The organism is Solwaraspora sp. WMMD792 (assembly GCF_029626105.1).
In the GTDB taxonomy this organism is placed as follows: Bacteria; Actinomycetota; Actinomycetes; order Mycobacteriales; family Micromonosporaceae; genus Micromonospora_E.
Window position 1 is genome coordinate 4,501,229 of sequence record NZ_JARUBH010000009.1, and the last position, 15,143, is coordinate 4,516,371.

General features: G+C 71.6%; 12 protein-coding genes. 3 read left to right on the top strand and 9 right to left on the bottom strand.

Annotated features, from left to right (window positions below; all coding sequences use genetic code 11):
• Positions 1-287: 287 nt before the first annotated feature.
• The 5 genes from thrB to O7629_RS21040 form a co-directional block, all read right to left on the bottom strand.
• Positions 288-1,232, bottom strand: a complete 945-nt coding sequence (gene thrB / locus O7629_RS21020) for a homoserine kinase (RefSeq protein ID WP_278171204.1) — start codon at positions 1,230-1,232, stop codon at positions 288-290.
• 34 nt (positions 1,233-1,266) lie between these two features.
• Entirely contained in the window at positions 1,267-1,515 is a 249-nt protein-coding gene (locus tag O7629_RS21025; RefSeq protein WP_278171206.1) for a hypothetical protein, read from the bottom strand.
• Positions 1,516-1,530: 15 nt separating this feature from the next.
• Positions 1,531-2,400 carry an SPFH domain-containing protein gene (locus tag O7629_RS21030; RefSeq protein WP_278171208.1) on the bottom strand — a complete coding sequence of 290 codons (870 nt, stop codon included), beginning with the start codon at positions 2,398-2,400 and terminating at the stop codon, positions 1,531-1,533.
• A 47-nt stretch (positions 2,401-2,447) separates the two neighbouring features.
• Entirely contained in the window at positions 2,448-3,671 is a 1,224-nt protein-coding gene (locus O7629_RS21035) for an MFS transporter (protein WP_278171209.1), read from the bottom strand.
• Between the two features lie 105 nt (positions 3,672-3,776).
• A complete protein-coding gene (locus O7629_RS21040) occupies positions 3,777-7,118 on the bottom strand; it encodes an efflux RND transporter permease subunit (RefSeq protein WP_278174611.1) in 3,342 nt (1,113 codons plus the stop codon).
• A 167-nt stretch (positions 7,119-7,285) separates the two neighbouring features.
• On the opposite strand from O7629_RS21040, the gene O7629_RS21045 reads away from it, so the two are divergent.
• Entirely contained in the window at positions 7,286-7,846 is a 561-nt protein-coding gene (locus O7629_RS21045; protein ID WP_278171210.1) for a MarR family transcriptional regulator, read from the top strand.
• Here O7629_RS21045 and thrC read toward each other — a convergent pair.
• The 4 genes from thrC to argS all read right to left on the bottom strand — a co-directional run bounded on the left by thrC (position 7,814) and on the right by argS (position 13,367).
• On the bottom strand, positions 7,814-8,863 hold the full coding sequence (thrC, locus tag O7629_RS21050; protein ID WP_278171212.1) for a threonine synthase: 1,050 nt from the start codon (positions 8,861-8,863) through the stop codon (positions 7,814-7,816). The genes O7629_RS21045 and thrC overlap by 33 nt on opposite strands.
• Positions 8,864-8,904: 41 nt before the next feature.
• Complete coding sequence (locus O7629_RS21055; protein WP_278171213.1) at positions 8,905-10,209, bottom strand: homoserine dehydrogenase; 1,305 nt, start codon at positions 10,207-10,209, stop codon at positions 8,905-8,907.
• 65 nt (positions 10,210-10,274) lie between these two features.
• Positions 10,275-11,660, bottom strand: a complete 1,386-nt coding sequence (lysA, locus tag O7629_RS21060) for a diaminopimelate decarboxylase (protein WP_278171214.1) — start codon at positions 11,658-11,660, stop codon at positions 10,275-10,277.
• A 42-nt stretch (positions 11,661-11,702) separates the two neighbouring features.
• Positions 11,703-13,367, bottom strand: coding sequence for an arginine--tRNA ligase (argS, locus tag O7629_RS21065; RefSeq protein ID WP_278171215.1), 1,665 nt, complete (start codon positions 13,365-13,367; stop codon positions 11,703-11,705).
• Positions 13,368-13,472: 105 nt separating this feature from the next.
• On the opposite strand from argS, the gene O7629_RS21070 reads away from it, so the two are divergent.
• Together O7629_RS21070 and O7629_RS21075 are read left to right on the top strand one after the other, a co-directional pair.
• Positions 13,473-14,345, top strand: coding sequence for a DUF3105 domain-containing protein (locus O7629_RS21070; protein WP_278171216.1), 873 nt, complete (start codon positions 13,473-13,475; stop codon positions 14,343-14,345).
• Positions 14,342-15,085, top strand: a complete 744-nt coding sequence (locus tag O7629_RS21075; protein ID WP_278171217.1) for a DUF305 domain-containing protein — start codon at positions 14,342-14,344, stop codon at positions 15,083-15,085. Before O7629_RS21070 ends, O7629_RS21075 begins: the two co-directional genes overlap by 4 nt.
• Positions 15,086-15,143: the final 58 nt, after the last annotated feature.

The following is a 15,143-nucleotide window of genomic DNA, read 5'->3' on the forward strand; positions in this document are numbered from 1 at the left end:
GATTCCTTCCCTCGATAGGCCGGGCAACCCGGGTCAAGACGCTAGGTGGCCGGGTGGCCTCGGTGCACCCGCCTCGCATGACACGTCGCGGGAGTCTTCGCGCAGCTTTGCCGGACCCGCTTCACCAGCCTCGGTGGGCAGCTCTCGACATCTGCAGCGATCCGTGGAGACTGCGGTTTGGCGGTGGCCTAGGCAGGGGTGAGACGGGCTTACCGCCGATAGCTTCGGGGGTGCGCCGCCCCGCAGGAGATCGCGTGCTTCGCGGCTGTGCTTGGCCTAGAGCGTAGTCAACTCTTCCGACCTGCGGCAACAGGGTCCCGCTCGGCGTGTCCTACTATAGCGCCTTCGATCCGCGCTCCGGCAACGTCTACCGGAAACAAGTGAGTCTGCCAGTCCATTCCCGGACAGAAGCCCGCCGGGACTTCGGTCAACGCCAGGACGCTCGGACCCGCCCCACTGATCACGGCAGCCACACCGGTTGCCCGCAGTCGGCGAAGCAGTTCCGCACTGGCCGGCATCGATGGACCCCGGTAGTCCTGGTGCACCCGGTCCTCGGTCGCGGCCAGCAAAAGCGTCGGGTCGGCGCTGATCGCGTGGCTCAGCAGGGCGGCCCGACCGGCGGTGAACGCGGCGTCCGCGTGCGGAACCTGGGCGGGCAGCGCCGCCCGCGCCGCCTCGGTCAGACCCCGGTTACCGGGTACGTAGACGGTCGGCGACACCGCCGGATGCACCGGCACCGACACCGCGCGCGACCCGGACGCCTCGGTCCAGGCGATGGTGAAACCGCCGAGCAGGCAGGGCGCCACGTTGTCCGGGTGACCCTCCAGCCGCGCGGCGATCCGCAGCGCGGCGGCGGTGTCCAGCAGCTGCGTCCCGCCGACGACGAGCCCTCGGGCCAGTTGCACGCCGGCCACGATCGCCGCCGACGACGAACCCAGGCCACGCGCCTGGGGGATCCGGTTCACGCAGCTCAGCGCCAGACCGGCCGGCCGGCCGCCGAGCTCGTCGAAGGTGGCGTGCATGGCGCGGACGACGAGATGGCCGTCGTCGAGCGGCAACTCCCCGGTGCCTTCGCCGGAGATCTCGACCCGGCAGCCGGCGGGCGCCACCCGGGCGGTCACCTCGTCGTGGTGACCGAGCGCCAACCCGAGCGCGTCGAACCCGGGGCCGAGATTGGCGCTGGTGGCCGGGACCCGCACGGTCACCGGTCCGGGAACGAAGCTGATAGCCATCGCCCCATGCTAGGTCCTGGCAGGTCGCCCGGTGTCAGGGTGCCGGCGGTCGGTCCGGGCCGGCGGCCGACGGGCCCGATCCAGGCGCCCGCTCGGACCCGGGTGCCCGCTCGGATCCAGGTGTCCGACCCGATCCAGGTGTCCGGCCGGCGGCGCGCAGCGCGAACCGCAGCGCGTACTCGATCTGGGCGTTGACGCTGCGCAGGTCGTCGGCGGCCCACTTGGCAATCGCCTCGTGGACCGCCGGATCGAGCCGCAGCAGCAGCTTCTTGCGTTCGGCCATCAGCCGTGGACCGCCTCAGCTGTAGAGAGACCCGGTGTTCACCACCGGCTGCACCGCCCGGTCGCCGCAGAGCACCACCAGCAGGTTGGCGACCATCTGGGCCTTGCGTTCCTCGTCGAGGTCGACCACGTGCTCGTCGGCCAACCGTTCCAACGCGTTGGAGACCATGCCGACGGCGCCCTCGACGATCCGGAACCGGGCCGCGACGACGGCGGCTGCCTGCTGCCGGGCGAGCATCGCGTGGGCGATCTCGGGGGCGTACGCGAGGTGGGTGACCCGGGACTCCAGCACCTCCACGCCGGCCAACTCGACCCGCTCCCGCAACTCCTCGGTGAGCTCGTCGGCGACCACCGTACTGTCCCGCAGGCTGGCCCGCTCGGCGTCGTGCGCCTCGTACGGGTAGCTGGTGGCCAGGTGCCGGACGGCGGCCTCGGCCTGGACGGCCACGTACTCGACGTGGTCGTCGACGGCGAAGACGGCGCTCGCCGAGTCGACCACCCGCCAGACCACGACGGCGGCGATCTCGACCGGGTTGCCGTCGGCGTCGGCGACCTTCAGCCGGTCGGTCTCGAAGTTGCGCACCCGCAGGGTGACCTTGCGCCGGGCGGTCAGCGGCCAGGTCCAGTGCAGGCCGGCGGCCCGGATCGAGCCGAGGTAGCGGCCGAAGAACTGCACCACCTGCGCCTCGTTGGGGTTGACCACGGTGAACCCGGTGGCGGCCAGCGCGATGACCCCGGCGTAGACCACGGCGGCGACGGCCATCCAGACATCCACGTCGGCCACCGAATTGATGCCGGGCGCCACCACCGCCAGGCCGAGCAGACCTGGCACCACCAGGCCGCTGATCGCCACGAATCCGGACATCCGGAACACGGCTCGTTCCATGCTCGTTCCCTCCACCACCAGCTCGCTATCAAAGTGATATCACGATGCTAGCGGCTGGCCGCAACCACCGAGCCCAGCCGCCGGGTCGCCAGCCGCCAGCCGATCGCATAGGTGACGGTCACCAGACCGCACGTCGCCAGGATGATCCGGGTGTCCAGGGTGTCGATCACACTGGCCACGATCAACTGACTCACCGAGATCGACAGGGTGGCGAGCATCAGATCGGTGGCGAAGACCCGGCCGCGCAGCCGGTCCGGCACCACCGCCTGCAGGGCGTAGTTGGACAGCACCCAGTTGCTGCCGCCGCCCAGGTGCGCCAGGAAGACCAGGGCGAGCACCAGCGGGAACCAGGTGACCAGCGAGATACTGGCGTAGGACAGCCCGTACACCGACATCGACGCGGCCAACCCGGTGAGCAGCCAGGACCGCCGGTTCAGCACCGGGCGGGTCAGCAGTGGCCCGATCACCGCGCCGGCACCCCGCACGGCGAACAGCAGGCCGGTGCCGATCGCGCCGACCCCGTACACCCCGGCCAGCAGCGGAAACAACGTGAGTACGCCGTTGCCGAGGCCGACCGCGCTCTTCGCGGTCACCAGAGCTAGCACCTGCGGACGGCCGCCGATGTAGGCCAGCGCCTCGCGGATCGCGGTCAGCGTCCGGGGTGCCGGCAGCGTGGCGTCGCGCGGGGCCTGCATCGGCCGGCGGATCGACATGGTGACCACCGCCGCCAGCAGCAGCGCCGCGGCGGCGATCCAGAAGCACGCGTACGGGTTGAGAGCCGCGCTGATCAGCCCGCCGAGCGACGCGCCGACGATCGCCATGGTGCCCCACGCGGAACCGGCGAAGACGTTGGCGGCGGGCAGCTCCGCCGCCGAGACCACGTTCGGTAGCGCGGCCTGGGCGGCCGGCGAGTAGCAGGACTTCGCCACCGCGAGCGACGCGATGGCGAACAACGCCAGCCAGGCGGTACCCGGGGTACGTACGGCCAGCAGCAACAGCACGGCGACGACGGCGGCCAGGTTCGCGGCGATCAGGATCCGACGGCGGTCGAAGCGGTGGGCGAGCGTACCGGTGAACGGCAGCATCAGGGCGTGGATGCCGGTGTCCACGGCGAGCACCAGAGCGCCCCAGACGCCGCTGCCGGTCAGCTCCGGCAGCAGCACCACCAGCGGCACCATGACGAACCAGTCCGCCCCGAAGACGACCAGCTCGGCGAGGAGTAGCCGGCGGAAATCCCGGTTTCCGGTAAGGACCGCTAACGGTGAGGACACGTACCGACACCTTACCGACCGGAAACCGGACAGTGGACGAAGTGTGATCTGCGCGACGGGTCGTCGCGGGGGTCCCCGGGGCCGGCGCCCCGGGGACCCGCACGGTCACTTCTCCGTCGGCGGATCCGTCGGCGGCAGCGGCGAGGTGCGGCTCTTCGGCAGTTTCAGCACCTCGAACTGGTCGGTGCCGTCGACCAGCGCCGCCGACGGGCGGGCCGGCGGCGCGGCGACCGGCGACGTACGGCCGGCGGCGTCGGAGCCGTTGCGGCCATCCGCCGCGTCGCCGCCGGCGCCTCGTGCGGCATCGGCGCCTCGTGCGGCATCGGCGCCGGCGCCGGCTCCCGACGGCCGGTCCGGTGCCGCAGCGACGTCACCCGCGTCGCCGGCCGGGCCCGCCGACCGGCGGGCGGCCCGGCGCCGCCGCAGCCGCTCCTTGGTGCCCTCGACCATGGTGTAGAGCGTCGGCACCAGGACCAGGGTGAGCAGCGTCGAGCTGAACAGGCCGCCGATCACCACGATCGCCAACGGCTGGCCGATGAAGCCGGCCACCCCGGTCAGGCCGAGCGCCATCGGCGTCAACGCGCAGATGGTGGCGATCGCGGTCATCAGGATCGGCCGCAGCCGACGCCGGCCGCCCTCAACCACCGCCTGGGACACGCTCATCCCCTGCTCGCGGTACTGGTTGATCAGATCCATCAGCACGATCGCGTTGGTCACCACGATGCCGACCAGCATCAACGCGCCGATCAGTGCCGGCACACCCATCGGCGTACCGGTGACGACCAGCAGACCGATCGCGCCGGTCGCCGCGAACGGCACCGACACCAGCAGGATCAGCGGCTGGATCAGGCTGCGGAACGTCGCCACCATGATCACGAAGACGATGGCGATCGCGGCGAGCAGGGCCAACCCGAGGTCGGCGAACGCCTCCGCCTGGTCGGCGCTGACACCGCCGATGGTGTACGTCGCACCGGCCGGCAGGCGCAGGTCGTCCAGTCGCTGCGACAGGTCGGCGCTGGTCTGCCCGACGTTCGAGCCGGTCGCGGTGCCGGTTACGGTGGCGCTGCGTTCACCGTCCACCCGGTTGATCTGCACCGGCCCGTCGACTTCGACGATGTCGGCGAAGGCGGCGAGGGTCGCCGGCCCGACCGGCAACGCCGCCAACTCCTCGGCCGAGGTCACCCGGGCGCTCGGGCTGAGCACCACGTCCAGCCGGTCGCCGTCGATGGTGACCTGTCCCAGCGGGCTGCCGCGGAAGGCTTGGGCGACGAGTTGCCCGAGCGCGGCCTCGTTCAGCCCGGCCTGAGCTGCCGCCGCGCGGTCGATCTGCACCTGCAGCCGGGTCACGTCCTCGGACAGGGTGCTGGTGACGTCGGCAACGTCCGGGGTCTGCGACATCGCGGTCCGGACCCGCTCCGCAGCGGTGGCCAAATCGTCCGGGTCGTTGGCCTGCACGATGACCTGCAGCTGGTTGCTGCTCCCGCCACCGGGCCCGCCGTCGGCCGCCCCGATTGTGATCTCACCCAGGCCGTCGCGGCCGGCGAACTCGTCCCGTAGCTGCTGCTGCACGGCGATGTTGTCGGTGTCCTCGGTCAGGCTGATCGAATAGCTCGCCGTGGTGTTGCCGCCGCCACCGGCGAACGGGTTGCTGCTCGCGCCGATCGACACCTGGTAGGACTCGATCCCGTCGGTCCGCGCGAGGACCCGCTCCACCGAGATGGCGGCCCGGTCGACGGCGGCCAGGCTGGTGCCCGCCGGCAACTCCTGCCGCATGCTCAGGGTGTCCTGGCCGGCGTCGTCGATGAAGTTGGTCTCCAGCCGGGTGCTCAGCGCGAACGTGCCGAGCAGCACCGCCAGCCCGATGCCGACGGTGGCCCACCGCCGGGTGGTGGCGAACCGGATCACCGGCAGATAGCCGCGCTGCAACGGGTTGCGCAGCTCCTTGGCTTCGGCCTCCTGCCGGACCTGCTCCACGTCGGTGCCGGCGGCGGCCGGCTTGAGGAACCAGTAGGCGAGCACCGGGATGATGGTGAGCGAGACCAGCAGCGAGGCGAGCAGCGCGACGGTCACCGTGATGGCGAACGGCGCGAACAGCTGGCCGACGAAACCGCCGACGATGGCGATCGGGGCGAAGACGGCGACGGTCGCCAGGGTGGACGAGGTGACCGCGCCGGCCACCTCCCGGACCCCGGTCAGGATCGCGGTACGCCGGTCCTCGCCGTACTCCAGATGTCGTTTGATGTTCTCCAGCACCACGATCGAGTCGTCCACCACCCGGCCGACCGAGATGGTCAGCGCGCCGAGGGTGAGCAGGTTGAGCGAGTAGTCGCCGACCCACAGGGCGATCAACGCGATCAGCACCGACAGCGGGATGGAGACGGCGGTGACCACGGTGGACCGGATCGACAGCAGGAAGACCAGGATGACCAGGACCGCCATCACCAGGCCGAGCAGGCCTTCGGTGGTGAGGGCCTCGATCGAGCGTTCCACGAACGGCGCCTGGTCGAACACCACGATCAACTCGGTGTCGGCGGCCGCGCCCAGCTCGTCGAGCCGGTCCCGGATCTCGTGCGAGATGCCGACCGCGTCGCCGTCGGGGCCGGCGGTCACCGCGATCCCGAGGCTGTCCGCGCCGTTGGTCCGGGTGATCGAGGTGGCGGGGGCGGTCTGCTCGCTGATCTCGGCGACGTCGCCGAGCCGCACCGGCGGCCGGCCGGACGCGGTGAGGTAGATCCCGGCGAGGTCGCTCAGCGAAGCGATCCTGGTGCCGACCTCGACGGTCAGGCTCTCGTCGCCGTCGGTGAGGGAGCCGGCCGGGATGGTGACGCCGTTGACCCGCAGGGCGTTGCCGATAGCGCTCGGGTCGAGACCGGCGTCGGCCAGCGCGGCGTAGTCGGGGGTGATCGAGATGATCTGTTCACCGGCGCCGGTGACGTCGACGGCGCGTACCCCCTCGATTGCTTCCAGCTCGGGCAGCACGACCTCGTCGAGACGTCCGGCGAGCCCCGGTCCGCCGGCGCCGGTGGCGGCCAGCACCACGGCCGGCAGGTCGTCGGTGCTGCCGGCGAAGACGGCCGGTTCCACACCGTCGGGCAGCTGGATCCGGTTGATCGAGGTCTCCAGCTCGTTCACGGCGCTGGTCAGGTCAGTGCCGAAGGCGAACTCGACCTGCACGGTGGCGAAGCTCTCGCTGGAGGTGGAGGTGACGCTCTCGAGGTCGGCGACGCCCGAGATGGCGTTCTCGATGGGCTCGGTCACCTGCGATTCGACGATCTCCGGTGCCGCGCCGGGGTAGACCGCGCTGATGAACGCGGCCGGGAACTCCAACGAAGGCAGAAGCTGCTGTTTGAGCGTCGGGATGGTGACGGCGCCGAAGATCGTGATCACGACCGCGACGAGCGCCACGAGCCCTCGGTTGGCGAGGCTGAGTCTGGCGAGCAACGACATGTGCGGGCTCACTCCTGGAAGAGTCCGGCGGCGGGACGACGGGAACGAATGACGACGGGAATTACTTTGGCTAAGGCTAACAGTTAGCGTCACACGGAGTTGTTGGGATAACGTCTGCGCACGGCGGGCAGCCGGCCCGCCACCGTGCCGGACCAGAGGGAGCGCAGGTGGCCCAGCGGGACGAACTGATCGACCAGATCATGGCGACCCATCGCCGGCTACAGCTCCTGTTCGCCTCCGACCGTTCCGACCCGCTGTTCGACTCGCAGCTCACCGTGCCGCAGCTGAAGATACTGCTCCTGCTCTACCTGCACGGCAGCGCCTCGGGACAGGAGCTGAGCCAGGTGCTCGGGGTACGGATGGCCACCGTCACCGGGATCGTCGACCGGCTCGCGGCCCACCGGCTGGTCGGCCGGCGGGAGGACCCCCGGGACCGGCGGGTCCGCCGGATCGAGCTGACCGACGACGGACGGCAACTGATGGACCGGATCGTCACCGCCGGCACCGAACGGCAGGCCCGGCTGTTGGCCCGGCTGGACACCGACGAGCTGCGTACCGTCGCCGCCGCGGCCCGGCTGCTGGTCGACGCAGCGGAAGCCGACCTGACCGAGACCGACCCGGACCCGGCCGGAGCCGGACCGGCCGGCAGCGGGCCAGCCGGCAGCGGACCGGGTCGCGCCGGGCCGGCGACCTCGTCAGGCCAGGTCGAGGGCGCGGGCCGCGAGTAGCGGATCGTTGCCGATGGTGGTCGGCGCCGGCGCGGTGGAGATCGCCCACTCCGGGTCCTTCAGGCCGTGCCCGGTGACCGTGCAGACCACGGTGGCCCCGGCCGGCACCTTGCCGGCGGCGGCGGCCTGCAGCAGCCCGGCGACGCTGGCCGCGCTGGCCAGTTCGACGAAGACCCCGACCTCCCGGGCCAGCAGCCGGTACGCGGCCAGGATGTCCCGGTCGGTGACCGCGTCGATCAGACCCCCCGAGGCGTCCCGGGCGTCGAGCGCCTTGGTCCAGCTCGCCGGGTTGCCGATCCGGATCGCGGTGGCGATCGTCGACGGTTGGCGAACCACTTCACCGGAGACGATCGGGGCGGCACCCGACGCCTGGAAGCCGTACATCTTCGGGGCGCGGGTGGCGTTGCCGGCCTCGACGTCCTCCAGGTAACCCATCCAGTAGGCGCTGATGTTGCCGGCGTTGCCGACCGGCAGGCAGTGGATGTCCGGGGCGTCGCCGAGCCCGGCGACGATCTCGAACGCGGCGGTCTTCTGCCCGTGCAGCCGGAAGATGTTCACCGAGTTGACCAGCGCCACCGGGTAGTCCTGGGCCAGCTTGGCCGCCATCGACAGGCAGTCGTCGAAGTTGCCGTCGACCTGCAGCAGCCGGGCCCCGTGCACCAGCGCCTGAGCCAGCTTGCCGAGCGCGATCTTGCCCTGCGGCACGAGCACCGCGCAGGTCAGGCCGGCGCGGGCGGCGTACGCGGCGGCCGACGCGCTGGTGTTGCCGGTGGAGGCGCAGATGATCGCCTTGTTGCCTTCCTCGACCGCCTTGGAGACCGCCATCGTCATGCCCCGGTCCTTGAACGACCCGGTCGGGTTGGCCCCCTCGACCTTGAGGTAGACGTCGGCACCGACCCGGGCGGAGAGCACCGGCGCCGGCAGCAGCGGCGTGTTGCCCTCGTAGAGGGTGATCACCGGCGTGGCGTCGGTGACCGGCAACCGGTCCCGGTACGCCTCGATCAGGCCCCGCCACATGACAACCTCCTCGGTTCGCGCCGGCACAGCGTACCGGGCGGCTACTGGCCGCCCTCGACCCGCAGCACGCTGGCTATGGAACGGACGACGTCCAGGCCGCGCAGCTCCTCGACGGTGGCCGCGAGGGCGGCGTCCGGCGCCCGGTGGGTGACGATCACCAGGCTGGCGTCGGCGTCCCGGCCGGACTGGCGCACGGTGGCGATAGACACGTCGTGCCGGGCGAACACCCCGGCGACGGCGGCCAGCACCCCCGCCCGGTCGGCCACGTCGAGGCTGATGTGGTAGCGGGTGACCGCCTCCCCCATCGGCCGGATCGGCAGGTCGGCGTAGGCGGACTCGCTGGCCGTGTGCACCCCGGCGAGCCGGTTGCGGGCCACCGCGACGATGTCGCCGAGCACCGCGCTGGCGGTCGGCGCCCCACCGGCGCCCCGGCCGTAGAACATCAACTGCCCGGCCGCGACCGCCTCGACGAAGACCGCGTTGAACGCGTCGCCGACGCTGGCCAGCGGATGGCTGCGCGGGATCATCGCCGGGTGGACCCGGACGCTGACCGACTCGGCGCCGTCGGCACCCGGGCCCCGCTCGGCGATGCAGAGCAGCTTGATGGTGCAGCCCATCGCCTTGGCGCTGGCCATGTCGGCGGCGCTGACCTCGGTGATCCCCTCGCGGTGCACGTCGTCGGCGCCGACCCGGGTGTGGAAGGCCAGCGAGGCCAGGATGGCTGCCTTGGCGGCGGCGTCGAACCCCTCCACGTCGGCGGTCGGGTCGGCCTCGGCGTACCCGAGCGCGGTCGCCTCCTCCAACGCCTCGGTGAACCCGGCCCCGGTGGCGTCCATCGCGGAGAGGATGAAGTTGGTGGTGCCGTTGACGATGCCGGTGACCCGGGTGATCGAGTCGCCGTGCAGCGAATCGCGCAACGGGCGCAGCAGCGGGATGGCGCCGGCCACCGACGCCTCGTAGAACAGGTCGGCACCGCCCTCGGCGGCGGCGTCGTGCAGGGTGCCGCCGTCCTCGGCGAGCAGCGCCTTGTTGGCGGTGACCGCGCTCTTGCCGCTGCGTAGCGCCTCCACCAGCCAGGTCCGGGCCGGTTCGATGCCGCCGACCACCTCGACCACCACGTCGACGTCGTCCCGTTTGACCAGGCCCAACGCGTCGGTGGTGAACAGTGCCGGGTCGACCGGCAGGTCACCACGGGCCCGGTTGGGCCGGCGGACCGCGATCCCGGCGATCTCGATCGGTGCCCCGACCCGGGCGGCGAGGTCGGCGGCCTGCTCGTGCAGCAGCCGCACCACCTCGGAGCCCACCGTGCCGCAGCCCAGCAACGCCAGCCGTACCGGCTTACCCATGCTCACCCCATACCTCGCGACCGCGCGCCAAGCGCGCTATCCACGTCGTCCCGCCGTCTGCGGCGCTATCCCACGTCCAGTGCCAGCAGATCGGCCTCGGTCTCCCGACGGACGATCACCCGGGCCGCTCCGTCGCGGACCGCGATAACCGGCGGCCGGGGCACATGGTTGTAGTTGCTCGCCATGCTCCGGCAGTACGCCCCCGTGCCCGGCACCGCGAGAAGATCTCCCGGCTGCACGTCGGCGGGCAGGAATTCATCCTTCACCACGATGTCCCCGGACTCACAATGCTTTCCCACGACGCGGGCGAGGATCGGCGCCGCCGTCGATGCCCGGGAGGCGACCGTCGCCGAGTAGGACGCGTCGTAGAGGGCGGTCCGGATGTTGTCGCTCATCCCGCCGTCGACGCTGACGTAGCTACGGATGCCGTCGACGTCCTTGACGGTGCCGACCTGGTAGAGGGTGAACACCGCCGGACCGATGATCGCCCGGCCCGGCTCGACCGACAGGTGCGGCACGGCCAGCCGCAGCGCCTCGCACTCACTGTCGACGATCTTGTTCATCCGCTTGGCCAGGTCGTGGGCCGGTGCCGGGTCGTCCTGGGTGGTGTAGGCGATGCCGAACCCGCCGCCGAGATCCAGCTCGGGCAGCTCGACGCCGCGCGCGTCGCGGATCTGCGCCTGCAGCGCCAGCACCCGCCGGGCGGACACCTCGAACCCGCTGGTGTCGAAGATCTGCGAACCGATGTGCGAGTGCAGCCCACGCAGCTCCAGCACGCCCTCGTCGAGGATCCGGGCGGCAGCCTCGAAGGCCGCCCCGCCGGCCAGCGAAAAGCCGAACTTCTGGTCCTCATGGGCGGTGGCGATGAACTCGTGGGTGTGCGCCTCCACCCCGACGGTGACCCGGACCAGCACCTTCGGTCGGATCTGCCGGTCGCGGGCCAGCGTGGTCAGCCGGTCGATCTCGTCGAACGAGTCGACGATGATCCGGCCCACCCCGGCGTCCAACGCCCGGGTCAGCTCGGCGAGGCTCTTGTTGTTGCCGTGGAACCCGATCCGCTCCGGCGGCATCCCGGCCGACAGCGCCACCGCCAGCTCACCGCCGGTGCAGACGTCCAGGTGCAGGCCCTCCTCGGCGATGATCCGCACCACCGCCCGGCACAGGAACGCCTTGCCGGCGTAGTAGACGTCCTGGCCGGCGAAGGCGGCCCGGAAGTCGCGGCAGCGGGCCCGCAGGTCCTCCTCGTCGAGCAGGTATGCCGGGGTGCCGTACTCGGCGGCCAGCTCCCGCACGTCCCGACCGCCGACGGTGAGCGCCCCGGCGTCCGCGCGGGTCACCGTCCGTGGCCACAGCTGCGGCAGCAGGGAGTTGACGTCGTCGGGGGTACGCAGCCAGCCCGGCCCCCGGCTACCGAGGTCACCGTGCAGGGCCCCGGCCTCGTGTGCGCGCACGGCTCTACCGTCCTTCGTCGCTCATGGGTCGTGTCAGCCGATTCACATCCGCTCGGGCGCCGAGACGCCGAGCAGGTCCAGGCCGTTGGCGATCACCGTACGGGTGGCGTCGTTGAGCCACAGCCGGGCCCGGTGCCGGTCGGTGATCTCCTCGTCGCCGAGCGGCATGATCCGGCACTTGTCGTAGAACCGGTGGTACGCCCCGGCCAGCTCCTCAAGGTAGCGGGCGATCCGGTGCGGTTCGCGCAGCTCGGCGGCGGAGGCGACCACGGCGGGGAACTCGCCGAGCGCCTTGAGCAGCTCGTTCTCTTTCTCATGGTCGAGCAGCTCGGGCCGGAAGTCGTCCGGTGCGCCCCGCTGCAGCCCCACCTCGGCGGCGTTGCGGGCCACGCTGGCGGTCCGGGCGGCCACGTACTGGACGTAGAAGACCGGGTTGTCGTTCTTCGCCCGGGTCCACCGCTCCACGTCGATGTCGATCGGCGAGTCGGACGAGTAGCGGGCCAGCGCGTACCGGGCGGCGTCGACGCCGATCGCCTCGACCAGGTCCTCCAGGGTGACCACGGTGCCGGCCCGCTTGGACATCCGCACCGGCGTCCCCTCGCGCACCAGGCTCACCAGCTGCCCGATCAGGATCTCCAGGGTCTGATCCGGGTCGTCGCCGAAGCAGGCCGCCATCGCCCGCAACCGGCCGATGTAGCCGTGGTGGTCGGCACCGAGCATGATCACGACCTGGTCGAAGCCACGCTCCCGCTTGTCCAGGTAGTAGGCGCAGTCGGCGGCGAAGTAGGTCCACTCGCCGTTGGACTTGCGCAGCACCCGGTCCTTGTCGTCACCGAAGTCGGTACTACGTAGCCAGGTCGCGCCGTCGCGCTGGTAGGTGCGCCCCTGCTCGCCCAGCCGGGTCAACGCCAGCTCCAGCTCACCCCGGGCGTGCAGGTCCTTCTCGTTGAAGTACGTGTCGAAGTGCACCCCGAACCCGGCCAGCGAAGCCTTGATCTCGTCGAACATCAGCGCCACGCCCTCGACCCGGAACAGCTCCCGGGCGGCGTCGTCGTCGAGGTCGCGGACCTCGGGGTGCTTGGCGGCCACGGCACCGGCGATGTCGGCGATGTACGCCCCGCCGTACCCGTCCTCGGGCGCCGCCTCGCCCCGCGCGGCGGCCAGCAACGACTTGGCGAACCGGTCGATCTGGGAGCCGGCGTCGTTGAAGTAGTACTCGGTGCCGACATCGGCCCCGGTGGCCCGCAGGATCCGGGCGAGGGCGTCGCCCACGGCGGCCCAGCGGGTGCCACCGAGGTGCACCGGGCCGGTCGGGTTGGCCGAGACGAACTCCAGGTTGAGCCGGCGGCCGGCCAGACGGGTGCTGTGGCCGTACTCCCGGCCGGCCAGGACCACGGTGCGGGCCAGCGCCCCGGCGGCGGCCGAGTCGAGTCGGATGTTCAGGAAGCCCGGCCCGGCGATCTCCACCGAGGCGATCCCGTCGGCCTCGCTGAGGCTGGCGGCCAGCGCGGCGGCCAGCTCACGTGGGGCGGTGCCGACTCGCTTCGCCAGTTGCAACGCCAGGTTCGAGGCGTAGTCGCCGTGGTCGGGGTTGCGTGGGCGCTCGACGGTGACCGCGTCGGGGAGTAAAGATAGATCGAGGTCACGGTCGACGAAGACCGACCGGGCCGCGGCACGGACGAGCTCAGCGAGATTGGCGGGAGTCACCAAAGCATGTTACCGGGGGTAGACTCGTGGCCTTGGCGGCGACCCTCACCTGCTGTGTCCCCGCTGAATGCCCCTTGACCGACCGACCTGACGAGGCACCACACCATGAGCATCAGCACCCAGGGTGGCGACAACCGCAACCCCTCCGTGGTCAGCACCGGCAAGCCGGCGGCCGGCGGCAAGCCAAACGGCAAGACCAGCGGCAAGGCCGGCGGCGGGCGGCCGACCGGTGCGAACCGACCGGGCGGTGGCAAGCCGGGCACAGCCGGCAAGGGCGGCAAGGGCGGCAAGGGCGGCCGTAAACCCGTCAAGCCGGTCAAGGTCACCCAGGAGCGCAACTGGGGTCCGATCGCGCTGATGGTCGGCGTCGGGGTGCTGGCCACCGCGATCATCGGGTACGGGGCCTACGCGGTCTCCCAGGAGGCCCGGTCGTGGCAGGACCGCGCCTCGGACATCACCGACCTGGTCAACTACCGGGAGTCCAACCCGGCGGCGCTGGACCCGATGGCCGGCAAGCAGTCCCACGAGTGGGGCCCGCTGGAGTACGAGATCCAGCCGCCGGTCGGCAGCAGCCACAACCCGAACTGGCAGAACTGTATGGGTGACGTCTACGACGCGCCGATCGCCAGCGAGCACGCCGTGCACAGCATGGAGCACGGCGCGGTCTGGCTCACGTACCAGGAGGGTCTGCCCGCCGACCAGGTCGAGACGCTGGCCAGCAAGATCCGTGGCAACGAGTACACCATGATGAGCCCGTTCGAGGGCCTGGAGTCGACGGTCTCGCTGCAGGCGTGGGGCTACCAGTTGGCTGTCGACGACGTCAACGACCCGCGAATCGACGAGTTCATCCGGGCGCTGCGGCAGAACGCCACCGTCGAGCCGCAGGCCACCTGCTCGGGTGGGATCACCGCCACCGGCACCACTCCGCGTGACCTCGGCGCCCAGGAGCAGCAGATGGACGGCGGCGCCGGGTCGTGACCGCCAGGACGGAGACGGACGCGATGGGCGACACCGAGCCGGGCCGCGTCGACGGGCCGCCGGCGCAGGACCGGCCGGCGGACCAGGCCGGCGGGGATCCGACCGATCCACCGACGCCCGGTGCGACCGAAACCGGCCGGAGCGGCCGGTTCGGCACCGCCTGGCTGGCCGCGGCCGTCGTGGTCGGTCTCCTGCTCGGGTACGCCGCCGGCCTGCTCACCCCTGGGCTGATGCGCCCCGGCGACGCCTCGCCGGAGGCCGGGTTCGCCCGGGACATGTCGACCCACCACGCGCAGGCCGTGGAGATGTCGATGATCGTGCTGGAGCGCAGCGAGAACCCGGCGGTGCGTACCCTCGCCAGCGACATCGCGTTGACCCAACAGGGGCAGATCGGCGTGATGCAGACCTGGCTGCGTGAGTGGGGCCTGGAGCCGACCGGCACTCAGCCCCGGATGGACTGGATGGAGACCACCGGCGAGTGGGCGGTGGTCGACGGTCTGATGCCGGGGATGGCCACCGACGCTCAGCGGGCCGAGCTGCGGGCGGCCACCGGCACCGAGGTGGACCGGCTGTACCTGTCGCTGATGCTCACCCACCACCTGGGCGGCATCCACATGGCCGACGGGGTGCTGGAACTCTCCGACGACGAGAACGTGCGCTGGCTGGCCGAGTCGATGGTGAGCGGCCAGCAGAAGGAGATCGAGCTGATCCGGACCCTGCAGTCCCAGGTCGGCGGCTGACACCGCACCGCCCGACGGCGGGCCCTACGCCTGCCGGCTTCACCCGCCCGTCCCGGCC